The sequence below is a fragment of the Gordonia sp. X0973 genome (assembly GCF_013348785.1).
Taxonomy (GTDB): Bacteria; Actinomycetota; Actinomycetes; order Mycobacteriales; family Mycobacteriaceae; genus Gordonia.
Genome location: NZ_CP054691.1, coordinates 3168277 through 3187844, shown reverse-complemented (window position 1 = coordinate 3187844; position 19568 = coordinate 3168277). Strand labels below are relative to the sequence as shown.

Genomic DNA, 19568 nt, shown 5'->3' with positions numbered 1-19568 from the left:
CCCCGACCACGTCAGGAGCCTCCATGAAGAACCAGCTCAGCGAGAAATTCGGCATCGAATACCCCATCTTCGGCTTCACCCCGAGTGAGGACGTGGCGGCCGCGATCAGCCGCGCCGGCGGCCTCGGCGTCCTGGGCTGCGTGCGGTTCAACGAGGCATCCGAACTCGACGAGGTGCTCGAGCGGATGCACGACCTCACCGAGGGGAAGCCCTTCGGTGTCGACGTGGTGATGCCGGCGAAGATCCCCACCGAGGGCTCCAAGGTCGACCTCGATTCGATGATCCCGCCCGAGCACCGCGCCTTCGTCGAGCGCACCCTGGACGACCTCGGCGTGCCGCCGCTGCCCGACGGGAGCCGGATCAACACCGGCGTCCTGGGCTGGCTGCACTCGGTGGCCCGCAGCCACGTCGACGTCGCGATGGCGCACGCCCGCAAATACGGGCAGATCAAACTGATCGCGAACGCCCTCGGGTCCCCGCCCGACGACGTGATCGCGCTCGCCCACGAGAACGGGGTCGCCGTCGCCGCGCTCGCCGGTGCCAAGGAGCACGCCCTGCACCACGTCGACGCCGGCGTCGACATCGTGATCGCCCAGGGCTACGAGGGGGGCGGGCACACCGGCGAGGTCACCTCGATGGTGCTGTGGCCCGAGATCGTCGACGCGCTGGGTGACACCGCCCCGGTGCTGGCGGCCGGCGGGGTGGGCAGCGGACGCCAGATCGCCGCGGCCATCGCCCTCGGCGCGCAGGGGGTGTGGATGGGCACCTATTGGCTCACCGCAGACGAATACAAACTGGGTGCGACCGGTGACGGACCGTCGACCGTGCAGCAGGCGCTGCTGAAGGCGACCTCGCGCGACACCGTCCGTCGCCGCATCTACTCCGGCAAACCGGCGCGGCTGCTCAAGACGAAATGGACCGACGCCTGGGATGCGGCGAACGCCCCCGATCCGCTGCCGATGCCGCTGCAGAACCTCCTCGTCGGGGAGGCGCATGCGCGTATCTCGGCGGCCGACGATCCCGACGTCATCGCGATGCCCGCCGGGCAGATCGTCGGGCGGTGCAACGCGATCACCCCGGTGGCCGATCTGATCGCCGGACTCGTCGAGGAATACGACGCGTCCGTCGCCCGCATGAACGCGACGATCGCGCGCTGATCCGCCTAGTGCGCCTCGCCGAGCGTGATGGTGCGTGCCAGGGCGGCAATCGTCGACGCCCGGTGGGAGATGACCAGCACCGTGATGCCCTCGAAGCCGTCCGCGATCAGGGTCTCGATCTCCGCGGCCGAAGCCGGGTCCATCCCGGCCGTCGGTTCGTCCATCAGCACCAGTCCGGGATGGCCCGCCAACGCGCGGGCGATGCCCACCAGTCGCCGCGCGCTGCCCGAGAGCTCGCGGCCGTCCGCCGAGATGACGGTGTCGTAGCCGTCGGGCAGGGCGGCGAGATAGGTGTCGAGGCCGCATAGGCCGCCGACCTCGTGGACGCGGTCCACCGGGATCGACGCGCGCATGCAGGCGATGTTCTCGGTGATCGTCCCGGTGAAGATCCACGGGTCCTGCGGCACGACCGCGACCATCTCGACGAGTTGGTCGCGGGGGATGTCGGCGAGGACGCGGTCACCCAGGCGGATGGTGCCCGCGGCGGGCCGGAGGCGGCCGTGGAGCAGGTTCACCACGGTGCTCTTACCCGCGCCGGACGGGCCGGTGAGCGTGGCGTGCGATCCCGCCGGAAGGTGCAGCGACAGTCCGTCCAGCACTGTGCTGTCGTCGTAGGCGAAGGAGACGTTCTCGACGGAGACGGCCAGCGGCCCCGGCTCGGGCGGGGGTGTCGCCTGCACGTCGCGACGCCGGGCCGCCGCGTCGTCGAGCGCCAGGACCGCCAGTACCCGACGGGCCGAGGTCATCGCCTGCTGCATCGAGTAGAGCAGGTCGGTCAGCTTGCCGACCGGGCCGGTCGCCTGGCGGAAGTACTGGATGGAGGCCTGCACCTGCCCGACGGACAGCGAGCCGGAGGCGATCCGGAAGGCGCCGAGCACGACGATGGCGACGAAGCCGATGCTGTCCAGGACCGCGGCCGTCGGGCCGACGGCACCGGAGAGGCGGGCGGAGTGGAACGCGCTGGCGGACAACCGCCGGTCGACGGTGTCGAGCGCGGCGAGCAGACCAGCGGAATTGTGGCCGGTCCGATAGGAGTCGCGACCCCGGTAGGCGTCCAGCACGATGCCGGTCAGCCCGCCGTATTCGCGCATCTGCTGCTCGAAATGTGGCCGCGCCCGCCGGGCCAGCAACTGGCCGACGAGGGCGGTCGCCGCCAAGGTCGCGACGGCCAGGAGCGGGAACCACGGGTCGAACCACGCCATCATGACCAGCGATCCGACGATCGAGACGACGGCCGTCGCCGCCGACGAGAGCGACTGCGTCGCGGTGTTGGTGAGGGTGTCCAGGTCGGTGACGCAGCGGGCCAGCAGATCCCCCGGCGGGATCTCCTCGAGGCTCGCCGGACTGCGGTTGAAGATGTCCATCAACCTGGCGCGCACGGCCCGGTTCCAGTCCTCGATGAGCCGGAACAGGACGCGGTCGCGGGTGAAACCCATGATCGCGGCCATGATCGCGACGAGTCCCACCGCGGCCAGTACCGACGCGAGCGATCTCCCGCCGGCCGCCCCGGATACGCGTGCGATCACCGCGTCGGTGGCCGCGCCCAGCAGATAGGGCGTCACCATCGCCGGGCCGACGAGCAGCACCGAGAGCACGATCACCAGCGCCAGTCGCCACCGGAATCCGCGGATGCTTCCCCGGGTCAGCGCGATCAGCCGGCGCAGCGTGCCGCTCGAGTCGTGGACCGGGGAATCCGGGGCGCCGGCCGCGCGGGTGGTCGGGGTGGTCATCGGGGCGAGACCTCCTCGTCGGAGTACGAGTCGACCAGGATCCGGTAGGCGTCGTGGCGGTCCCGTAACTCCCGGTGGGTCCCGACGTCGGCGGCCGATCCGGCATCCAGGTAGACCACGACGTCGCAGCGGGAGAGGATGCGGGGATCGGTCGTCGCGACGACGAGGGTTCCGGGACGCCGACCTTCGGTCTCGTCGTCGAAGAGGGCATCGGTGATCCGGGTGCGCGTCGCCGGGTCGACCGCGGAGACGGGATCGTCGAGGACGACCAACCCGCGCGATTGGTGCAGGGCCGCGGCGAGGGCCAGGCGCTGGCGCTCACCGCCGGAGAACTCGGCGCCGCCACCGGAGACCGGTGCGTCGAGGCCGCGTCGGAGTACCAGGGCGTCGATGGATGCCGCTTGCAGCGCCGCGATCGCATTGTCGTCGCCGTGCCCACTCGTCTTCGCGGGGTACAGGTTGGAACGGATGGTGCCGGTCGTCAGATAGGGCTCCTGGGCCAGGTAGCCGCAGACGCCCAGCGGCGAGACGGCGGCGCCGGTGGAGGTGTCGATCAACACCACCCGCCCGTCCTCCGGAACGGCGAGCCCGGCGAGCAGTCTGGCCAGCACCGATTTCCCCGATCCCATCGGCCCGGCGATGCCGACGCGACTGCCCGCGGCGATGTCCAGCTCGTCGAGGTCCAGAACGCGCCGCCCGGTGGCGGGGTCGGTGACGTGCAGGTCTTCGACGCGGAGCAGATATTCGCGTCCGTCGGGTGCGGTGACCGGCGCAGGGGCGTCGCCGTCGGCCCCGTGGACCACCGCGTGTACCCGCTCGGCACTGGCCAGGTGGATCGGCAGCGACATGAGGCTGGCGAGGAGCGACGAGACGCCGAACAGGACTTGGAGGAAGATCGTGATCGACGCGGACAGCTCGCCGATCTGGAGGCTTCCCGCCTGGACGGCGGCCGCACCGGTGGCGATGACGGTGATCGCCCCGGCGGTCGTGATGACCGTGGACGACGGGGTGATCAGCGCGAGGATCGATCCCAGACCGAGTTCCTCGTCGCGCAGCTTTTTGTTCGGCCCGCTGAACGGGTCGACGACCGAGGTGAAGCGAGGCAGTGCCCGCAGCGACTCGCGCCCGCGGATCCGGTCGGAGAAGGCGGTGTTCACCCGGTCGGAAACCCGCAGGATGGTGCGGATGTGCGGGGCCATCCGCCGCGCCAGGACGTAGCCGACCACGCCGAAGAGCACGGTGAAACAGGTCGCGAGCGGCGCCGATCGCGGCGCGACGAGAAACAGGGTGACCAGGCCGAAGACACTCAGGGCGGCCGCCGTGTACCAGGATCCGAGCGCATTGGAGAACAGCGCCTGGACTCCCATCACGTCGCGCGACGCGCGGGTGACGATCCCGCCCGCTTCGAGGCCGGCGCGCTCGCCGGCACCGGCGACGACGCCGTGTACCAGGCGGCGGCGCAACGTCGTGCCGACCATGATCGACGCCTGCGCGACGAGTCGCACGGCGCCATAGGAGACGACGGCCTGCGCGGCGACCGCCGCCAGCATCCACGCGCCGATCCGCATGGCGTGCGACGCGTTGCCGGTGAGCAGACCGCCGTCGATCAGCCGGCCGTAGAGGACGGGCAGGAGCAGCTCGAATGCGATGGAGGCGGACTGCGCGAGGACGATCGCCGCGGCGATCAGCAGCAGCCGCCGACTGAGGCAGAGCCGCACCAGGTCGACGAGGTAGAAATTCCGGCGGCCGACCTCCGAGCGCCCGCGGCTCACCGTCGACGCAGCCGCGCGCCGCGGTAGAGCTTGTGGCCGTCGATGGTGAAGGGCACGCCGACGCCGTCGGACTCGCAATGCAGGTGCAGATGCGGTTCGGTGGTCCGTCCCGAATTGCCGCTCCGCCCGACCACCTGGCCGACGGTGACGCGGTCGCCCTCGCGTACGGCGATCGAGCCGTCCTGCAGGTGGGCGAGGACGACCCGCACGTTCTCGTCGGTGGCGATCGCCACGAAGTTCCCGTAGGCGTCGCTGAACGTCGGCGGGGTGTTCAGATCGGTGTTGTCGGGCCGTCCGTCGGCACACTCCGCGACGACGCCGTCGCAGGGCGCGTGCACGTCGAGGCCGAAGATCACGTACTCCTCGGCGTGGGTGGCCGCGATCGCCGGCGCCCGACGACCGTCGGTTCCCAGGGCCAGGATGTCGGCCGCCCACCGCTGGGTGGCCGAGACCTTGTGGTGGTTGCCGAAGCGGCCGCCCTGGGTGACGATCAGATCGCCGTCGACCGGCTTGTGCAGATCGATCCGGGCCCGCCCGGATGCTCGGGTGACCAGCCAGATCGCCGCGACGAGGAGGGCGACGACGGCGACGACCACGATCTCGTCGGAAAGGGCCGACGCGTCGGCGGCCGACCGGAAGCGGATGGCCGACGCGACGATGGCCGCGATGACGAGGCAGCGCAGCGCGAGGACCACCCGGGTGCCGAAGATCCACACCGGGGGATTGGACAGCGCGGCGAGGGCCAGGATCACCCCCACCCCGAATGTGGTGAAGACGAACCAGTCGTCGTAGGAGGTCCTGGTCCAGGTGCGGTAGATCCACAGGACGGAGAGGAGGGCCCACGGCGCGATGCCGACCAAGGCGATCGTGCGCGGCCGGGGGAATTCGCCCAGGAGTTTTCCGATCATCGGGAAGCTGGCTCCGTTCTAGTGATCTGCGGATGGGGGTGAAGCGATGCCGCCGGTGATTCGGCAGGCAAGTCAAAGACCTCGGAAACGATGAGGGGCACGATCGTGGGGGAGTCGATGCTCGTGTGGGCCTCGACGACCATGAACTCGCGCCGGGCCGCGGTCTCCGACAGCCGCGGCAGGCCGCACACGTAGGCGGCGAGTTGCCGGTAGGCGGGCAGGGCCCGGATCACGGCCTGGTCGTTGTCGTGTTCGGAGTAGGCGCGGCGCATCTCCTGGGTGAGATCGGAGTACGCCTTGCGGTCGCGGTTCGGTGGCGGCCAGAAGGTCCCGATCCCGCGCGCACGGTTCATCGCGACGGTCTTCCACGGGGTTTGGCCACCGCCGTCGGCGTCGAGGTCGCGGTAGACGATGACGAGATCGGTCGTGGCCGGCACCGGTGCGAAGAACTTCCAGTTGGGCACCGGGATGCCGGCCTTGCCGAACAGCCGGTAGACCTTCGTCTGATCGCCGGGCATGGTGTAGACGGCGGTGCCGGCGATCCACGCCCACAGCACCGCTCGGGGCACCAGTTTGATCCTGGGGTTCACTGCCGCCCTCCGAGGATCGCCGGGCCGTGCTGGATGGTTTCGACGAGACCGCTGATCGCGCTCGGCGACGTGAGGAAGCGTTTCTGCGCCACCCCGGCGACGGCGACGATCGCCGATTCGGGCAAGCCGAGGTCCCGGGCCATCTGCTGCTGGTAGGCCGCGTATCCCTCGGCGTTGGGGAGGCCCAGTTCGGAGTGGACGAGCACCGTGTGGGCGGGAGGGTGAAACGGGGCCGACGCGGCGTCGTCGGCGATGACGCGGTTGAACTCTCGTTGGGCGGCCAGCGCGTTGCGCGGGTCGTTCCGGAATCTCCGGTAGCCGCGCTGGACCTGCGGCGGATACCACCGGGAGGGCTGGTGGATCAGGTTCGAGAGCGGGCCGAGTCCGAGCGCGGTCGAGAAGGTGGTGATCCCGAACGACCTGCGGATGTTTCCCAGGGCCATCCGGTTCTGCCTGACCTCGGACACCATCTGCGGTGTCACCGCGTCGAGCAGGACCAGCGTGTCGGCCGGGCGCTCGGCGACGAGGATGCCGGCCGCGCTGCGCAGCGCGAGCAGACCGGCGAAAGAATGGGCGACGGCGACGACGCGGTGGGCGTTCGCCACGATCGGCTTCAGCGCCCCGTCGACCGGCGCCCCACCCCGACCGGGGGACCAGGCATAGCCGGGGCGGACCCGCACGAGGCAGGGGAGGCCCCGGTCGGCGAGCTCGGCGACGAGGAAGTGCCAGCTCTGCGGCGGCATCCCGATCTCGGTGTCCAGCACGACCAGGGTGTCGACGGAGGCGGGGAGCTCCGGCGTGAGGAGGTAGTGGCGGACGGCACCGGGGCCGTCGGTTCCCGACGAGGTCATTTCGCCACCGCCCGCCGCGCGCCGAGCCGGTCGATGGCCCAGAACACCGCCGGGTAGGCCGCGCCGAAGGCGTAGATGAACTGCGGCAGGGACATCTTGGCCGCCACCACCAGGTGGAAGCCCATGCCGGCGGCGGCGAGGGTGCGGGCCAGACGCCGGTCGGGGACCAGGTAGATCGCCGGGTAGAGCACCTCGCCCACCGAAACGGCCCACGTCACGGCCTGCCCGGCGCGACGGTGCTCGGTGAACCACCGGTGCAGGCCGGGATCGCCGAAGGATTCGGTGCTCATGATCATCCGGATGGCCTCGCCGCTGTTCCACTCGTAGGAGGCGAGTTTCGCCACGCCGGCCATGACGTAGGACAGGGTGAGTTGGACGTTCAGCGCGGTCAGGTAGCGGGCCGGGGCCTCGTCGGCTTCCAGTGCGGTGAGTGCCGCGATGACCGACAGGGTGTCCATCATGTCGTCGGAGCCCTCGCGGCCCAGGTTGGTGCGCGCGACGAGGACCCGGTCCACGGCGATGTCGGTGACGGCGAGCAGCCCCTGGCGGCGGGGATGGTTGCGCGCGGCGCACATGCCGATGCCCAGGGCGATCTTGAGGGCGTCGCCGACGACCGCGGTCTGCGGCGAGTCGACGGCCTTGGCCAGACGCGGCCAGCGCTGGGAGAAACGCGGATGGCTATCGGCGAAACGACCGGCGAGAAGGCCGGTGCGCCGATAGCCATCGCGGGCTCGGAGTCCGGCAGCGCCGTCGACTATCCGCGCCACGCCAGCCATCGTGCGTGACGCGGAGTAGTGACCCGTGCCGGGAGGGTGTCCCTCTGCGGTGGAAACCGTCTCCAATTCGGCTAGGGACGATGTCCGGAGTTGGCGAGCGCGTAGATGCTCGCCATCGACGCGCTGACCGACGCCAGCGAGGTCATCACGTCGGACGACTGCGCCAGGCTGGACATCATCGCGGTGCGCTGCGGAACCGCGGCGGCCAGCGGGCCGGTGCCCACCGAGGCGGCGGTGACGTGACCGCGGCCGTTGAGCTGATCTTCGATCTCCCACATCTTCACAGCAATCTTCCTTTCATCGGGGTGTCGCCCGAACGCCCGTTGCGTTCGACTGTGCGAGCCTTCGTGACGGGTCCTCAGAGTTGGATGACCCGTCCGTAGACGGCGTTCTGGTCGTCGACCTTGTTGGTGCGGATCGACAGGACCGAGAAGCTGCGGATCGTCGCGGGGCCGATGCACCCGTCGACGGTGATGTGTCCGGAGCGGATGGTGACGCTCGAACTGTCCGACTCCAGCGGCTTCTTGCCCAGCGACACGATGATGGATTTGCCTGGTGAGAGCGAGGCCTGGATGCCGGGCTGGATCAGCGCCTGCGGGCTGATCAGGAAGACCGGGCCGGTCTGGATGCCGCCGTTGCCGCCGAGGCCGAAGCTGCCGCTCAGTGCGGGCGTCACCTCGTTCAGCGTCGTCATGCAGCCGATCTGATAGCCGGACTCGAGCGTCGCGGTGATCTTGGATCCGGGCGCCGGCGGGCGCTTACGCGAGATCCCCGCCCAGGCGCGCAGATTCACATAGGCCTCGCGCGAGAGTCCGGAACCGCTCAACGGCTGGATGCGGACGATTGATTCGCGGTCCGCGGCGACGGCCGCGCGCCACCCGTCGTCGGTGGTCCAGATCCGCCGATGCGATGGATTGACGATGGTGTCGGCCGCCGCGTGACCGGCGTCGGCCGCAATGATCGATCCTGCTGATACGGCAACGGCCAGCACGACCCGCCACGCCCCCCACTCCACAACGACCCTCTCGTCGAACAACACGTTGGTGACATGTATACATGGACTCGCTCGGATTCGCAATAGCGACGAAACCGGGCCCACCGCTGTCGGTCGACGTGCCGGGCCTCGTCTTTGTCCCCTCGGGCTGGGCTGATGTGGTCGAATTGACGCAGACGGCAGCGCCGCAGATCAGTAGCGGGCGCGCATTGGGGAGGAGTTCAAGATGGCCTGGTCGATCGACGACATGCGAGACCAAACCGGGGTGACGGTGGTGATCACCGGCGCCAACGGCGGATTGGGCGAGGTCGCGACGCGCGTACTCGCCGAGCGGGGGGCGACGGTCGTGATGGCCTGCCGCGACACGAAGAGGGCGGAGCTGATCGCCGAGGGGATCTCCGGCGACGTGCGCGTCAAGCCGCTGGACCTGGCCAACCTCGCGTCGGTGCGCGACTTCGCCGCGCGGATGGGCGATCTCGACGTGCTGATCAACAACGCGGGTCTGATGAACCTGCCGCTCAAACGGACCGCCGACGGGTTCGAGATGCAGTTCGGGGTCAACCACCTCGGCCACTTCGCGCTCACCGGGCTGCTGCTCAACCAGATCTCCGACCGCGTCGTCACCGTCGCGAGCATCGCGCATCGGCAGACGCCGAAGCTGTGGATCGACGACCTCAACTATGCGCACCGCCGCTATCAGCGCAACCTCGCCTACGCGCAGTCCAAGCTCGCGAACCTGATGTTCGCCCGCGAACTGCAACGCCGCCTCGACGAGGCGGATTCACCGCTGCGCTCCTACGCCGTCCACCCGGGCGTCTCCGGGACGGACCTGTTCACCAAGACCGAGACCCCCGTCGACCTCGTCGGCAAGGGATTCGCCGCGGTGTGGGGCCACGAGCCGCGCAAGGCCGCGCAGTCGATCCTGTTCGGCGCGACCGAACCCGACATCGACCCGCACAAATACTGGGGGCCGACCGGGGGCATCGGCCAGTCGCGCGGCCCGGTGCGCAGCGCCCCGTCGTCGAAACTCTCGCAGGACCGCAAGCTGTGGAAGCGCCTGTGGGAGGAGTCCGAGCGCATGACCGGGGTGACCTACCGGCTGCCGCGCGCCGTCGACCAGGCCGCGAACTGATCCGACCGACACCCCAGCACCGGAGGCCCCGATGAGTCCGCTGAACATCGCCACCGTCGAGCACATCCAGATCTGGACGCTCAACATGCCGGAGATCGGCAACGCGATCACCGGACTCGACGTGATCGAGGCGATCGAGGGCGCCGTCGACGCGTGCAACGCCGACCCGGACATCCGCGCGGTCATCCTTACCGGTGAGGGCAAGATCTTCTCCGCCGGCGGGAACGTCAAGGAGATGGCCGACAAGCAGGGCATGTTCGGCGTCGACGAGCGGGCCAAGCGGCGCGCCTACATCGCCGGCATCCAGCGCATCCCGCGGGCCATGCGGCGGCTCGAGGTGCCGATCATCGCCGCGGTCAACGGGGCCGCGATCGGCGCCGGGCTCGACCTGGCGATGATGTGCGACATCCGGATCGCCTCGGATCGGGCGTCCTTCGCGGAGAGTTTCGTCTCGATCGGACTGATCCCCGGCGACGGCGGGACCTGGTTCCTGCCGCGCGCCATCGGGTGGGAGCGTGCCGCCGAGATGACCTACACCGGGGAGCGGATCGACGCCGCCACCGCGCTCGAATGGGGACTGGTCAGCCGGGTCGTCCCGCACGAGAGCCTGATGGCGCAGGCCGATGCGCTCGCCGGGCGGATCGCGAATAATCCGGGGGAGGCGCTGCGGATGGCCAAGCGCCTCATGCAGGAGTCGCAGTCGGGCTCCCTCGACTCGGTGCTCGGCCTGGCCGCCGCGATGCAGCCGCTGGCGCACCTCGATCCGGAGCACGAAGCCCGGATCGCCAAATGGCGCAGCGAGTAGCCTCGCACCGGTGGCGACGTTCAACCGACTGCACCTGATCCGTCAGGTCGACCTCTTCACCCTGCAACTGTTCCTCTCGGCGATCGAGGAGAAGCAGATCGGGCTGGCGGCGATCCGCGAGAACATCGCCGCGTCGACCGCCACCAAGCGCATTCAGGTGCTCGAAGACATCGCCGGCGTCGAATTGCTGGAGCGCACCCCGCACGGCGTGGTGCCGACCCGGGCGGGTGAGGTGCTCGAGCGGTACCTGCGGCAGGTCTTCGCCAACATCGACGAGATGCGCGCCGAGGTCGCCGCGCTGACCGAGGGCGTGCAGGGCGAGCTGACCATCTCCTCCGCGCGCTCCATCATCGTCCCGTTCCTGGCCCGCGAACTCGCCGCCTTCGGACGGGAGTACCCGCTGGTGGACAGTGCCGTCACCGAGACGGAGAACACCGACATCATCGCGCGCGTGTCCCGCGGCGACTCCGACGTCGGGGTGTTCGCCGCCGCCACCGACCTCGACCTGTCCGGGGTGGACGTCCTGCCCTATCGCGAGGACCGGTTGGTCGCGGTGGTGCCGTTGGGACATGTACTCGCGGGCACCGCGACCGTCACCTTCGAAGAGTTGGTCGCGTACCCGCTCGTCGCGCCGCGCGCGCTGACGGCCGCCCTGCAGGTCGCGGCCACCCGCCTCGGGCGCGACTTCGAGTCACCGCACAACGTGCGCAGCGCCGAGGTCGCGACCTCCCTCGTCGAAGCCGGCATCGGGGTGTCGATCGTGCCGGAGAGCACGCTCGACCACGAGATGTCGTCGCGGGTCGCGGTGCTCGAACTGCAGGAGCGGTGGGCGGTGCGGCGGATCCACCTCGCCACCCCGGCCGGCCGCGCCCTGAGCCCGGCGGCCCGGGCCTTCGTCGAATACCTGCTGATCCGCCCGGCCGACGAATCCGACGAGGCCGACGGCCAGAACTCCCCGTCGCAGTAGACCCGGCGCGGCAACCGGCGCGGATTGCCGCCCGCCGATGTTTCCGATCCCCCGAATCGTCGCTTCGGAATTCTTCAAGAGACTTTCCCCCCGTCGTTGGCTAGCGTCCGAGGTCTAGGCGCGACCATCCCTGGCGCGACGAGGTCCATGCGCGGAGGTGGGGAAACGTGAGCGGGTCGGGTCCACTGGTCGGCATCCGGGTGATCGAGCTGGGCGGGGTCGGACCGATCCCCTTCGCCTGTCAGCTGCTGGCCGATCTGGGGGCCGACATCATCCGCTTGGACCGGCCGCCCGGCTACGACGGCGGCGCGCCGATCGAGGCGCGGTTCAACCTGACCAATCGGAGCCGGCGCAGCGCCGCCGTCGACCTGAAGAATCCGGGGGCGGCCGCTGCCGTGCTCGACCTGGTGCGCGCGGCCGACGTCCTCGTCGAGGGCTTCCGGCCCGGCGTGGCCGAACGCCTGGGCCTCGGACCCGAGGAGTGCATGGCCGCCAACCCGCGACTGGTCTACGGACGGATGACCGGGTGGGGGCAGGACGGCCCGCTGGCGCAGGCACCCGGGCACGACATCAACTACATCGCGGTGACCGGCGCGCTGCACGCGATCGGCACGGCGCAGCGGCCGGTGCCGCCGCTCAACCTCGCCGGCGACCTCGGCGGCGGCTCGCTCTACCTGGCCTTCGGGGTCGTGGCGGCACTCCTCGAACGGCACACCTCCGGGCGCGGGCAGGTCGTCGACGCGGCGATGGTCGACGGCGCGGCTTCCTTGCTCACGATGTTCTTCGGGTTCCACGCGGCCGGCTATTGGGAGGACGCCCGCGCGTCGAACCGGCTCGACTCCGGTGCCCCCTTCTACGACGTATACGAGACATCCGACGGCCGCTGGTTGGCCGTCGGCTCCAACGAGACCCGCTTCTGGCGCAACACCTTGCGCCTGCTCGGCGTCGACGAGGAAGGCATGACCGACCAGCACGACAAGTCGACGTGGCCGGCGATGAAGGAGCGCGTCGCCGCGGCCGTCGCGACCAAGACGCGCGACGAGTGGTGCGCCCTCGCCGACGGCGAAGAGGTCTGTCTCGCGCCCGTTCTGTCGCTGTCCGAGGCGCCGCGGCATCCCCATCTGCGCGAGCGGCAGACCTTCGTCGACGTCGACGGCGTCGTCCAACCGGCCCCCGCACCCCGCTTCAGCCGCACCCCGGGGGCGATCAGCCGCCCGCCCGCCGAACCGGGCGAGCACACCGACGAGGTATTGGCCGACTGGGGATTCTCCGCGGATCGGATCGCGGAGTTGAGATCGACCGGCGTCCTGCGCTGAGCGCCGGCGCGGGGAACCGCGAACACAACGCAACCGAACACCGGACAGAGGAGAAGAAATGGCCGACAACGGCAAGATCGACTGGGTGATCGCCGTCGAGGAGATCAAGCAGCTGATGGCGAAGTATTGCCACGGCATCGACAAGCACAACGAAGAGCTCTTCATGAGCATCTGGTCCGACGACGCGGAGTACATCCTCCCGCGCGGCGAGGGCAAGGGCACCGAGGGTGTGCTGGCGCTGGTGCGCAAGGTGTGGACCCAGGTGACCAAGTGCCACCACCACATCACCAACCCGATCATCGAGGTGAACGGCGACAGGGCGTCGGCGGTCACCGATGTGTTCTACTTCCGGCTCACCGCCGACGGCGTCAACTGCCTGCTCTCGGGCGGGTACAACCTCGACTTCGTCAAGGTCGACGGCGAGTGGAAGATCAGCCGGATGGAGTTCGTCCCCTTCGTCGACACCACGCCGGTGTTCGCGGAGAACCCGGCCTAGCCGGAGGAGCCGGACGGGGCTGTCGCCGCGCTCGTCGCACTCCACGACGCGAGGATTCGCAGCTTGTCGTGCGAGGTGCTGCCCGGTTCGGCCGACCACAGGACCAACTGCTGCTCCGGGTCGCCGGTGTAGCGGAAGGTGTCCCAGTCCAGGGTCAGCTCGCCGACGGCCGGGTGATTCAGCCGCTTGCTGCCGAACTCCTGATGGGCGACGTGCCGCGCGGCCCACCACTGGCGGAACTGTTCGTCGGCGATGGACAGCTCGCCGACCAGGGCCGAGAGCTTGGGGTCGGTCGGATTGGCGGCCGCGTCCATGCGCAGGATGGAAACGCAGGTCCGGGCCACCGACTCCCACTCCGGGTACAGCTCGCGCATCGCCGGGTCGGTGAAGACCATCCGCACGTAGTTGCGCTGCGCCGCCGGGATGGCGGCGAAGTCGGTCAGCAGTGTCGACGCCAGGTCGTTCCAGCCGAGGATGTCCAGGTGCGGGCCGAAGACCATCGCGGGGGTGTCGGTGAGTTGGTCGAGCAGCCGCTGGATCTGCGGGCGGACCAGCTTGGGGCGACGACGGGCCGGGGTCCGGCGCTCGGCCAGGCGCGCCAAATTCTCGGCGTAGTCGCGCTGGTCGTCGGTCAGTCGCAGGGCGCCGGCCAACGCGGCCAGCACCGGCTCCGACGGCGCGAGGCGGCCCTGCTCGATCCGCGTGTAGTAGTCGGTGCTGATGGCGACGAGTTGCGCCACCTCCTCGCGGCGCAGACCGGCCACCCGCCGCGGTGCGTGCTCGTATTCGGGTAGCCCGACGGCGGCCGGCGTCAGCTCTGATCGCCGTGCCTTGAGGAATTCACCCAGTTCGCGCAGGTGCGGTGGTCGATCGGCCATGACTCAAACGGTAGCCCGATCACCCGCCCTCGTGCCTGGGAGAAAGTGCTCCCACCCAGCCCCGGGCCGCCCCCGGCCGGGGGATTCCGGTGTCAAGAAAGTTAGACAACATCTGTGACCTGGGCCACTTAGCTTCGGAGGGGAAAGCACACCGGGCGCCGCGCAACACGGCGCGCACTTAGCCGAGGAAGGGCGAGAACATGACCGCGACAATCACCGAGGGGCCCACCGTCGAGAAGGACGGGGCCACCCACTACCGGCTCTTCATCGGGGGCCGGTTCGTCGACTCCGCGTCGGCGATCCCCGTGATCAACCCGGCGACCGAGGAGACCGTCTGCACGGTGGCCCTGGCCTCCACCGACGACGTCGACGCCGCCGTCGCCGCAGCGAAGGCCGCCCACGAGGGCGGCGAATGGCGCAACACCCCGCCGCAGCAGCGGATCGCACTGTTCGAGCAGGTGATCGGCGCCCTCGCCGGGCGGATGGACGAACTCGCCGAGCTGAGCTGCCGGGAGACCGGCATGCCGCTGCGGGTCGCCACCGCGATCGGCGTCGGATTCCCGATCGTCCACATGCAGCACTATCTCGACATCGCGCGCGAGTTCAAGTGGGAACTGCCCACCCCGGTCTCCGGTCAGGTACTGCACGCCGGCATCCTGCGCAAGGAGCCGATCGGCGTCTGCGCCGGCATCGTGCCGTGGAACTTCCCGGCGCTGATCGCCGTGTGGAAGTCGGTGCCCGCGATGCTCGCCGGCAACACCGTCGTCCTCAAGACCGACGAGAAGACCCCGGTCTTCGCCCTCGAGTTCGCCGCCATGCTGCGCGACGCTGGTCTGCCCGACGGTGTCTTCAACGTCGTCGTCGGCGACGGACCCACCGTCGGCGGGCACCTCGTCAAGCATCCCGACGTCCGGCTGGTGTCCTTCACCGGCTCCACCGCGACCGGCCGCCGGGTGATGGCCGACGCCTCGTCGAACGTCAAGCGCGTCCTGCTCGAACTCGGCGGCAAGGGGCCGAACATCGTGCTCGACGACGCCGACCTCGACCTGGCCGTCGATGGCTCCATCTACGCCTTCCTGCTGCACGCCGGACAGGCCTGTGAGTCGGGTTCGCGGCTGCTGCTCCCGGCGTCGATCCACGACGAGTTCGTCGAGCGCCTGGTCGCCCGGATCAAGACGCTGAGGATCGGCAACCCGCTCGATCCGTCGACCGACATCGGAGCGTTGATGAACGAGGCGCAGCGCGACCGCGTGCTCGGCTACATCGAGAAGGGCAAGGCGGCCGGCGCCACCGTCGTCGTCGGCGGCAAGTCGCCCGAGGGCCCCGGCTTCGACAAGGGCTACTGGGTGGAGCCGACCGTGTTCACCAACGTCACCAACAACATGCCGATCGCCTGCGAGGAGATCTTCGGGCCGGTGCTCTCGGTACTCAAGTACGACTCGGTCGACGAGGCGATCAAGATCGCCAACGACACCGAGTACGGCCTGGCCGCCGGCGTGTGGAGCCGCGACAACCAGCGCGCCCTCGACGTGGCGAACCGGATCGAGGCCGGTTCGGTGTGGATCAACGACTACCACAACATCGACGCCAACCTGCCGTTCGGCGGCTACAAGCAGAGCGGCGTCGGCCGTGAACTCGGCCCGGACTGCATCGACGAATTCACCCAGGACAAGTCGATCACCCTCGACCTGTCCGGCGGTGTCGAGACGAAGGCCTACGGACTGGTGCTCGGCACCCCGCCGGCCTGAAGAACCCAGGGAACCAATCAACCCGACTAGAAGGAGAAAGACATGGGAGTACAGGTAGCGATCGACCTGCCCGCGAAGAAGGGCAAATTCGACGAGCTGCGCGAGTGGATGGTCAACCACATCGCCGGCACGCGGAACTTCAACGGCAACATGGTCGTCGAATCCTGGCGGAACCAGGACAAGCCCGACAGCATCTTCCTGTTGGAGAAGTGGGAGAGCCGCGCCGACTTCGAGAAGTACCTCCAGTGGCGCGAGGAGACCGGTGTCATCACCGAACTCCTGGAGTTGCTCGACGGTGAGCCGGCCTTCCACTACTTCGACCCGCTGGGCGTCTGACCTGCGTCGACGTCGATTCGTGCCGCGTAAAACGCGGCTTCACGAATGACCAATTGGCACCGCTGCCCCGGAGCCCTACGTTGAAGACATCGACCTATTCGGTCGGCGTCAGACGACGTCGGAACTCCGGGGCAGCGTCGCGCGTCGAGATGTGCGGTAAGAAAGCGAGAAGGAATGAGCGGCCCGCTGGACGGGGTCAGAGTCCTCGACCTCACCTCCAATTTCATGGGGCCCTACGCCTCGTTGCTGCTGGCCGACGCCGGTGCCGACGTCTGCAAGATCGAATCCCCCTCCGGCGACACGACGCGCGGTGTCGGACCGCGCCGCAACCCGGGGATGAGTGCGGTCTTCCTCCACCTCAACCGGAACAAGCGCAGTGTGGTGCTCGACCTCAAATCCGACGCCGGGCGCGAGGCACTGCTGCGCATGGTCGCCGGCGCCGACGTCCTCCTGTACAGCCTGCGCCCCTCGGCGATGGCACGCCTGGGCCTCTCCTACGACGCGCTGCGCCAAGTCAACGAGCGACTGGTCTACTGCGGCGCCTTCGGCTTCGGGCAGACGGGCCCGTATGCCGACCTCCCCGCCTACGACGACCTGATCCAGGCCGCCGTCGGGATGCCGGTCCTGCAGGCCCGCAAACGCGGGCGGCCGGAATACGTCGCGTCGGCCGTCGCCGACCGCATCGTCGGGATGTCGCTGACCAACGCGGTCGCGATGGCGCTCTACCGCCGCGAGAGGACCGGGCGCGGGCAGGAGGTGCAGGTGCCGATGTTCGAGACCTTCGCCCACTTCGTCCTCGGCGACCACCTGTACGGCAAGACCTTCGAACCGCCGCTGGGGGAGACCGGCTATGCGCGGATGATGAATCCCGATCGCCGCCCGTTCGAGACCGCCGACGGCTACGTGAGCGTCGCGGTCTACACCGACCGGCACTGGCGGGACTTCTTCGACATCGTCGGACGCCCGGAGCTCAAGACCGATCCCCGCTTCACCGACATCCACGGGCGCACCGAGAACATCGGCGAGCTGTACGGATTGCTCTCGGGGATCTTCACGACGCGCTCGACATCCGATTGGGTCTCGGTGTTGCAGGCGGCCGACATCCCGGCGATCGCGATGCATACCCCGGATTCGGTGGTCGACGACGCACATCTCAACGCCGTCGGGTTCTTCCTCGACGAGGACCACCCGAGCGAGGGGAGGCTGCGCTCGCTCGGCATCCCCCAGACCTGGAGCGAGGATCAGCCGCAACTCCGCTACCCGGCGCCGCGCCTGGGCGAGCACACCCGCGAAGTGCTCGCCGAATACGGGTTCGCCGACGACGAGATCGCCGGATTGACCGAGGGCTGACCCGCTGCCGCGGCGGTTCGAATCGCCCGACAAAGCAACTCCCCCGTCGACCACGGTCGACGGGGGAGTCTCCATTCGTGTGCTTGCCGGTTCAGCCGATCTTGAGCGTGCGCATGCGGTTGTAGAGCGTGGCGCGGCTGATGCCGAGAGCCCGCGCGGCGCGGACCTTGTTCCCGTCGGCGGCCCGCAGCGCGCCGAGGATGGCATCGCGCTCGGCCATGTGCAGGGGCGAGAGGGCGGCCAGGCGGTTGCGGTACGCCTCGGGCAGATCGGCGGGAATGATGTCGCCGGCCGAGCGCGCGCGAGCCGCCGACTCCATCACGCGCCGCAGCTCGGCGAGGTTGCCCGGCCAGGGGTGGGCGGCCAGCAGCCGCTGGGTCTCCACCGAGAGCCGCACGCTGGAGGTGGCGGCGAACTCGGCGAGGATCTCGTTCGCCAACCGGGGGATCTCGTGGCGGCGCTGGCGCAGCGGCGCGGTCTCGATCCGCGACTGGCAGATCCCGACGAGCGCCGGAGGCGGGCCGTCGTTGTCGGTGGTCGCGGTGAGGACGACGTCGCGGGGCGACGAGGAGAGCAGCCGCGCGACGACGGTCGCGGCCGACGCGCGCAGCAGGTGGATGTTCTCGATGATGAGCGCGGGTCCGTCCATCCCCGCCACCTCGTCGAGTCGGCGCAGCCATCCCTCTTCGGAACGACGGGCGATGTCGGCGGCGTCGATGGTCGCGGCCTCGCCCCCGACGCGCCGCCTCCCCTCGGTGGTCCGCCCGCTGCCCGGCTCGCCGGTGACGAGGAGGGGGAACGCGACGTCGCTGGTGGCCGCCGCGCCGCGACTGCGTCCGACGATGGTCAGATTCACCAGCACGCCGTCGGTCCCCTCGACGGGCAGACAGGAAAGGTCGACGGCTTGGCCGGAAGTCAGCACGATCCGTGCCTCGTCGCGGCGGTGCGCCTCCTCGTCGTCGGCGTAGGCGCGGATCGTGGCGTGGTCGGCCGGGTCGAGCAGGCTCAGCGCCGCGGGGGTGGCGAGGACGAGCCCCTCGCCCAGCACCATGAGCGGTTGGCCGCGCCGACGGGCCGCCGCGTGGAAGGCCGACAGCAGGCGCTGCTGCGCCACCGGCGAATTCTGTACCAGCAGATCCTCGATGTCCTTGGACATCCGGCGCGCCACCGGGGCGAAGAAGCGCTCGTCCTCGTCCGTCCCGCCGCCGACGTTGAGGACTCCCTCGACGCGCCGGGTCATCGGGTTCACCACGGGCTGCCCGTAGCAGGTGAACTGTTGGAAGGCGGTCAGATAGTGGTCGCGGCCGCGGACGAGCATGCCGCGGCGCTCCTCCAGGACGGTGCCGACGGCATTCGTGCCGACCTCGTCCTCGCTCATCCGCGACCCGCACTCGACGCCGGCGTTGTTGATGGCCAACCCGACGCCGGGCGCGGAGTTGGCGACCTCGACGATGCGGGCCTCGTGATCGGCCACGACGAAGCCGAGCGGCACCCCGTCGTATTCCTCACGGACCCGGTCGAGGACGGGTGCCGCGGCGCGGGTGAAGCCGCTGTCGGTCGCATAGTCGGTCGGTCGAGCGGCAGGCATCGACGACATCTGGATTCCGGCGCGGCGGGACCGTGCCAGCGAACGTTCGACGGCCGCGGGCCGCGCAGGGGATCTCGTCACGTTCACGCCTCCGATCGACCGGAGGGTCGACACACTTCCCGGGCCACACCGACCCGGCTGACTGTGCATTAAATATAACACTCGGGCGACCAG

Annotated in this window: 19 protein-coding genes; 9 read left to right on the top strand and 10 right to left on the bottom strand. The window is 69.7% G+C overall.

The genetic code is table 11. The features are described from left to right. Positions 1 to 23 precede the first annotated feature (23 nt). Positions 24 to 1157: a nitronate monooxygenase family protein gene (locus tag HUN08_RS15730; protein WP_124247039.1), complete on the top strand. Its 1134-nt coding sequence runs from the start codon at positions 24 to 26 to the stop codon at positions 1155 to 1157. 5 nt (positions 1158 to 1162) lie between these two features. Here HUN08_RS15730 and HUN08_RS15725 read toward each other — a convergent pair whose 3' ends face one another. The 8 genes from HUN08_RS15725 to HUN08_RS15690 all read right to left on the bottom strand — a co-directional run bounded on the left by HUN08_RS15725 (position 1163) and on the right by HUN08_RS15690 (position 8799). Continuing rightward, a complete protein-coding gene (locus tag HUN08_RS15725) occupies positions 1163 to 2887 on the bottom strand; it encodes an ABC transporter ATP-binding protein (protein WP_124247040.1) in 1725 nt (574 codons plus the stop codon). After that, the gene (locus tag HUN08_RS15720; protein ID WP_124247041.1) at positions 2884 to 4659 is read right to left on the bottom strand and encodes an ABC transporter ATP-binding protein; all 1776 of its coding nucleotides are present in this window, start codon (positions 4657 to 4659) and stop codon (positions 2884 to 2886) included. The genes HUN08_RS15725 and HUN08_RS15720 overlap by 4 nt, the downstream gene beginning before the upstream one ends. Further along, a complete protein-coding gene (locus HUN08_RS15715; RefSeq protein WP_124247042.1) occupies positions 4656 to 5567 on the bottom strand; it encodes a M23 family metallopeptidase in 912 nt (303 codons plus the stop codon). The genes HUN08_RS15720 and HUN08_RS15715 overlap by 4 nt, the downstream gene beginning before the upstream one ends. Further along, on the bottom strand, positions 5564 to 6157 hold the full coding sequence (locus HUN08_RS15710; protein ID WP_124247043.1) for a hypothetical protein: 594 nt from the start codon (positions 6155 to 6157) through the stop codon (positions 5564 to 5566). Before HUN08_RS15710 ends, HUN08_RS15715 begins: the two co-directional genes overlap by 4 nt. After that, complete coding sequence (locus HUN08_RS15705) at positions 6154 to 7008, bottom strand: alpha/beta fold hydrolase (protein ID WP_124247044.1); 855 nt, start codon at positions 7006 to 7008, stop codon at positions 6154 to 6156. The genes HUN08_RS15710 and HUN08_RS15705 overlap by 4 nt, the downstream gene beginning before the upstream one ends. Further along, entirely contained in the window at positions 7005 to 7784 is a 780-nt protein-coding gene (locus HUN08_RS15700) for a hypothetical protein (protein WP_301546762.1), read from the bottom strand. Before HUN08_RS15700 ends, HUN08_RS15705 begins: the two co-directional genes overlap by 4 nt. Before the next feature lie 71 nt (positions 7785 to 7855). Continuing rightward, on the bottom strand, positions 7856 to 8068 hold the full coding sequence (locus HUN08_RS15695; protein WP_124247046.1) for a hypothetical protein: 213 nt from the start codon (positions 8066 to 8068) through the stop codon (positions 7856 to 7858). A 74-nt stretch (positions 8069 to 8142) separates the two neighbouring features. After that, complete coding sequence (locus tag HUN08_RS15690; protein WP_124247047.1) at positions 8143 to 8799, bottom strand: MspA family porin; 657 nt, start codon at positions 8797 to 8799, stop codon at positions 8143 to 8145. Between the two features lie 205 nt (positions 8800 to 9004). Here HUN08_RS15690 and HUN08_RS15685 point away from each other — a divergent pair, with 205 nt between their 5' ends. From HUN08_RS15685 to HUN08_RS15665, 5 genes are all read left to right on the top strand, one after another. After that, entirely contained in the window at positions 9005 to 9910 is a 906-nt protein-coding gene (locus HUN08_RS15685) for an oxidoreductase (RefSeq protein WP_124247048.1), read from the top strand. A gap of 31 nt (positions 9911 to 9941) precedes the next feature. Beyond that, on the top strand, positions 9942 to 10715 hold the full coding sequence (locus HUN08_RS15680; protein WP_124247049.1) for a crotonase/enoyl-CoA hydratase family protein: 774 nt from the start codon (positions 9942 to 9944) through the stop codon (positions 10713 to 10715). A gap of 10 nt (positions 10716 to 10725) precedes the next feature. Continuing rightward, positions 10726 to 11682, top strand: a complete 957-nt coding sequence (locus tag HUN08_RS15675) for a LysR family transcriptional regulator (RefSeq protein WP_124247050.1) — start codon at positions 10726 to 10728, stop codon at positions 11680 to 11682. A gap of 167 nt (positions 11683 to 11849) precedes the next feature. Further along, on the top strand, positions 11850 to 12998 hold the full coding sequence (locus HUN08_RS15670) for a CaiB/BaiF CoA-transferase family protein (protein WP_124247051.1): 1149 nt from the start codon (positions 11850 to 11852) through the stop codon (positions 12996 to 12998). A gap of 58 nt (positions 12999 to 13056) precedes the next feature. Continuing rightward, entirely contained in the window at positions 13057 to 13494 is a 438-nt protein-coding gene (locus HUN08_RS15665; protein ID WP_124247052.1) for a nuclear transport factor 2 family protein, read from the top strand. Here the strand turns inward: HUN08_RS15665 and HUN08_RS15660 are convergent. Continuing rightward, positions 13491 to 14372, bottom strand: coding sequence for a helix-turn-helix domain-containing protein (locus HUN08_RS15660; RefSeq protein ID WP_124247053.1), 882 nt, complete (start codon positions 14370 to 14372; stop codon positions 13491 to 13493). The genes HUN08_RS15665 and HUN08_RS15660 overlap by 4 nt on opposite strands. 200 nt (positions 14373 to 14572) lie before the next feature. On the opposite strand from HUN08_RS15660, the gene HUN08_RS15655 reads away from it, so the two are divergent. The 3 genes from HUN08_RS15655 (at position 14573) to HUN08_RS15645 (ending at position 17806) form a co-directional block, all read left to right on the top strand. Then, positions 14573 to 16120 carry an aldehyde dehydrogenase gene (locus HUN08_RS15655; protein WP_124247054.1) on the top strand — a complete coding sequence of 516 codons (1548 nt, stop codon included), beginning with the start codon at positions 14573 to 14575 and terminating at the stop codon, positions 16118 to 16120. Positions 16121 to 16162: 42 nt separating this feature from the next. Beyond that, positions 16163 to 16456 carry a putative quinol monooxygenase gene (locus tag HUN08_RS15650; protein ID WP_124247055.1) on the top strand — a complete coding sequence of 98 codons (294 nt, stop codon included), beginning with the start codon at positions 16163 to 16165 and terminating at the stop codon, positions 16454 to 16456. A gap of 174 nt (positions 16457 to 16630) precedes the next feature. Next, positions 16631 to 17806: a CaiB/BaiF CoA-transferase family protein gene (locus HUN08_RS15645; protein ID WP_124247056.1), complete on the top strand. Its 1176-nt coding sequence runs from the start codon at positions 16631 to 16633 to the stop codon at positions 17804 to 17806. A 91-nt stretch (positions 17807 to 17897) separates the two neighbouring features. Here HUN08_RS15645 and HUN08_RS15640 read toward each other — a convergent pair whose 3' ends face one another. Continuing rightward, positions 17898 to 19475 carry a sigma-54-dependent Fis family transcriptional regulator gene (locus HUN08_RS15640; protein WP_124247057.1) on the bottom strand — a complete coding sequence of 526 codons (1578 nt, stop codon included), beginning with the start codon at positions 19473 to 19475 and terminating at the stop codon, positions 17898 to 17900. Between the last annotated feature and the right edge of the window lie 93 nt (positions 19476 to 19568).